This is a genomic window from uncultured Rhodococcus sp., from assembly GCF_963525155.1.
Classification (GTDB): domain Bacteria; phylum Actinomycetota; class Actinomycetes; order Mycobacteriales; family Mycobacteriaceae; genus Rhodococcus_F; species Rhodococcus_F qingshengii.
Genome location: NZ_CAURKP010000314.1, coordinates 1 through 3615, shown reverse-complemented (window position 1 = coordinate 3615; position 3615 = coordinate 1). Strand labels below are relative to the sequence as shown.

Sequence of the window (3615 nt, the reverse complement as noted above, 5' to 3'; positions counted from 1 at the left end):
GTTCACCGGAGCGGCCTGGGCACGGGTATCGGCCGTCGTAATCTGCGCGATCTCGATCATCGCGAACTTCTTGTGGCTGCCGTACTACCCCTGGTGGTCGACTCTCATCATCGCGCTGAACATCGTCGTGATCTGGGCGGTGTCGACATGGAAGCCCACCCAGACGACGCACGCCGCTGCGCATGCACCGTCAACGCCGACTCGATCTGCTTGAGTTGAAAGTATGTGTAGGTGGATGGCGTATTCGGGAGAGCCGATACTGGCCCATGACTTGCTGTTCAGGCCACAACACTCGCTGATCGACCAGAGCCTGCATTCTCAACTCGGGGCCACGACGACAAATGGCGACGGCTTCGGAATCGGCTGGTACGGGGAAGGCCCCCAACCGGCAGTGTTCAAGAGCATCGAACCCGCGTGGAACGACTCGAACCTGCGCGAAGTCACCTCCCAATTGCGCACCCCTCTGCTGTTCACCCACATCCGCGCCTCGACGGGAACTGCAGTGCAGCGCAGCAACTGCCACCCGTTCCGGCACCGGCGGTGGTTGTGGATGCACAACGGTTCACTACACGGATTCCACGACATGAAACGGGAATTGGTGACTGCCATTGATCCGTCGCTCTTTCCGGATCTCGAAGGATCGACGGACTCGGAAACTCTGTTCTTCCTCGCGCTGACGTTCGGCCTGACCGACGATCCGTTCGAAGGCGTCGCGAGGGCCGTCGGATTCGTCGAGCACACGGCCCGCTCGCAGGGAATCGACAATCCGGTTCAGATGACCGTCGCCACGTCGGATGGCGTCTCCACCTGGATCTTTCGCTATTCCAGCGAGCACCAGTCGAGGTCGTTGTTCTTCTCCACCGAGATTTCCACGTTGCGCAAGCTCCATCCAGAGGTGGAGGCTCTGCACCATCTGAGCGAGGAGACCCGAATCGTCGTCTCCGAGCCTCTACGTGACCTTCCCGGCGCCTGGAACGAGGTTCCCGAATCCGCCGCAGGCGTCATCCGGCCCGGACGGGACGAGATGCGGAACTTTGTGCCGATCCCACTCCGGTAGGAAATGCAGTCAAAGACCGATTGTTGTGCCGAATTCTCGCCGCACTTAAGTGATGATGGCTTGATGTGGAAACAGGCACTCGGGTTTGCTTTGTTTGGGGCAGCCGTCGCCTTGGTCGCCGCGTCGCTGACACAGGGGTCCTTACAGGCATCGGCCACGATCACACTTTTTTCGGGTGGCACGACAATCTCGGGCTTCGCCGGTGAATCACAATGGAACTGGTCGATAGACGCTGCGGTGATCGGCGCCCTTCTGGGCGCGCTGACCGGGTTCGTGCTCCGCCTCGCGGGCGTGCGAATCTCCGGAAGCCAAGACAATCGACTGGTTCGAACTGTGGTGGCAGGCATCGCAGGCGTCACGCTTGGGCTGACGCCCCTGTTGGTCTTGATCGGCATGGCATTCACCGGGTCGGTTGATATGGGATGGTCCCCGCTCGTGGTCTACGCCGTCAGCGGTCTTCTGGCCTATGGCCTTTCGGTCGCCGCCGTGTTCGGAGTTCTTCGCGCTGCCAGGGATCGACTTACTGTTCGCACGACGCGAGCGGTCGCGGCGATGCTTCCGGTAGGGGCGTTGGCGGCGACTGCTGCGGGTGTCGGTACTGCGTGGAAGCTGGGCTTCTCCACCGCCGCTCCCACCTGGATTGCAGTCGTACTGCTGGTGGTGCTCGTATTGGCCGTGACGTTCGTTGCGGCCCGGGCGTGGGCACTACGGATGCAGGCTCGTGACTTTCCAGAAGTGGCATAGGCGGTGGAACGATTGATTCCGACGGGCGCATCGAGATGAGGGGCGAGCGAATCTTCGCGGGACTCGTCGTCGGCCTCCTACTGGGGCTGTTCGGCTACCTGCCATTGGTACTCCTGTGGCAACACTTCGCGGATGTCCCGCAGCCGCAGCTGTATCCGAACCGTTCGTTCACGTCGTTCGGCCCCAACCCGCCACCGCTCACCTACTGGATAAGTTGGGCGGCGCCTGCCGCCGTCTTCGTCTTGCTCGGACTTCCGACTATTCCCAGCCGCACCGGCCGGCAATTTGGATTGCCATTGGTGTTTGCGTTCCTTCCGGTCGCTGCAATGGTGGCGTGGTTCTGGATCTCGATGGAACTGTTCTTCAGCCCCGACTGAATGTCTGATCGAAGCATTCGAAAGTGGGGACATTCCGTCGGGAACGATGAGGTCACATCCGTGGACAACGACCTGATTATTCACACGCACGACTCCTCGGTTGTGGACGAATCATCGATCTGACGTACTGCGCAGCCCAGAAAGCTCAAGCTTTCCCTTCCGGCGAAGACACACTGGCGACCGGGAGTTGAAGCTGCGTGAGGAGTACCTGATTCAGACTGATATCTGGGTCGGCAAGCGCAGTTCCGAAGTGGTTGAACTTCAGGGAATGATCGGCTCGGAAATCGACGGTTTATTCGCCTCACCTCATCGCAAGGCCTCGACGTCTGAGATGCTCTGGTCGAACATGCTGCCGACCACGCTGCGCCGCAATCGAAAACCTCGTCCACAACAGTCACCAGCCACAGGAATCTGACTGATCGCGATGTCCACGAGTTCATGCCGAAGGTAGTTCAAAGCCCTCACAATCCGAGCTAGGACATAGACCGTGAATCACACCGGAGTTTCCGGAGACATTGATGAACCCCGAGTTTCGTGGAGTCGTCCTGTTTGACTTCAGGCTACGGGTTGACGTGTGAAGTGTACGTTCTCGAACTCGATCGGTGTCGGCATCCCGAGCGCACTGTGCCGACGTTGGCGATTGTGGAAGATCTCGAGGTACTCGAACATAGCGTTGGCCAATTCGATCCTCGTTTTCCATCGCTTCCGATTCAAGAGTTCGGTTTGCATTCTGCCCCAAAAAGATTCGATCACGGCGTTGCCATAGCAATCGCCGATCGATCCCATCGACGGGACCAGGCCCGAGTCGTGCGCCCGGCGGGTGAATGCCAGGACGTAAACTGCACTCCGTGGCCCGAGTGAATGAGTGCGCCGGGTGTCGGGCCTCGATTCGAAATGGCCCTTCTCAGATCGTTTGTCACCAATGTCGCTGTCTGCGAACTGTCGATAGACCACCCGACGACTCGCCTCGAAAACGTATCCAGGACAACAGCGCAGTAAACCTTGCCTTCACACGCAGGATGTTCCGTGATATCCGTGACCCACAGCTTATTCGGCTCGTCGCGAGTGAACTTACGGTCCACGAGATCGCTCACGGTCGGAGTCTGATGCTTGGAACGTGCACGCTTGTTTCCCGGAAACCCTTTCACACCAGCAGCTCTCATCAACATTTCGATGCAGCCGTGTCCCACGGCAATACCGTAACCAAGGGTGAGTTCGGTGTGTACCCGGCGGGCACCGTAGGTTCCGTTCGATGCCACGTGTACCTCGGTGATCAACTAGGTCAGCCAGGCATGTCGCAATGCGCGTTCCGAGGGTGGGCGATTGTGCCACTCGTAGAAGCCGGACTCTTACACCTCCAGAATCCGACACGAGGTCTGGACGGTAGTCCTTCCTTGGCCATCACTTCGATCGCTTCGAACCGTCTTTTGGGAGCAC

Annotated in this window: 6 protein-coding genes and 1 pseudogene; 5 read left to right on the top strand and 2 right to left on the bottom strand. The window is 59.2% G+C overall.

Translation table 11 applies throughout. The features are described from left to right. From RWT78_RS28805 to RWT78_RS28785, 5 genes and pseudogenes are all read left to right on the top strand, one after another. A pseudogene (locus RWT78_RS28805) lies at nucleotides 1-214 on the top strand (hypothetical protein); the annotation flags it as partial. Between the two features lie 21 nt (nucleotides 215-235). Continuing rightward, nucleotides 236-1057, top strand: coding sequence for a class II glutamine amidotransferase (locus RWT78_RS28800; RefSeq protein ID WP_314682804.1), 822 nt, complete (start codon nucleotides 236-238; stop codon nucleotides 1055-1057). Between the two features lie 63 nt (nucleotides 1058-1120). Beyond that, nucleotides 1121-1801 carry a hypothetical protein gene (locus RWT78_RS28795; protein ID WP_314682802.1) on the top strand — a complete coding sequence of 227 codons (681 nt, stop codon included), beginning with the start codon at nucleotides 1121-1123 and terminating at the stop codon, nucleotides 1799-1801. A gap of 35 nt (nucleotides 1802-1836) precedes the next feature. Then, complete coding sequence (locus RWT78_RS28790; RefSeq protein WP_314682799.1) at nucleotides 1837-2178, top strand: hypothetical protein; 342 nt, start codon at nucleotides 1837-1839, stop codon at nucleotides 2176-2178. A 187-nt stretch (nucleotides 2179-2365) separates the two neighbouring features. Next, nucleotides 2366-2593 carry a hypothetical protein gene (locus tag RWT78_RS28785; protein ID WP_314682796.1) on the top strand — a complete coding sequence of 76 codons (228 nt, stop codon included), beginning with the start codon at nucleotides 2366-2368 and terminating at the stop codon, nucleotides 2591-2593. Between the two features lie 140 nt (nucleotides 2594-2733). Here RWT78_RS28785 and RWT78_RS29270 read toward each other — a convergent pair whose 3' ends face one another. Then, entirely contained in the window at nucleotides 2734-2964 is a 231-nt protein-coding gene (locus RWT78_RS29270; RefSeq protein WP_399552214.1) for an IS3 family transposase, read from the bottom strand. After that, entirely contained in the window at nucleotides 2928-3455 is a 528-nt protein-coding gene (locus RWT78_RS29265) for a DDE-type integrase/transposase/recombinase (protein WP_399552213.1), read from the bottom strand. The genes RWT78_RS29270 and RWT78_RS29265 overlap by 37 nt, the downstream gene beginning before the upstream one ends. Nucleotides 3456-3615 lie beyond the last annotated feature (160 nt).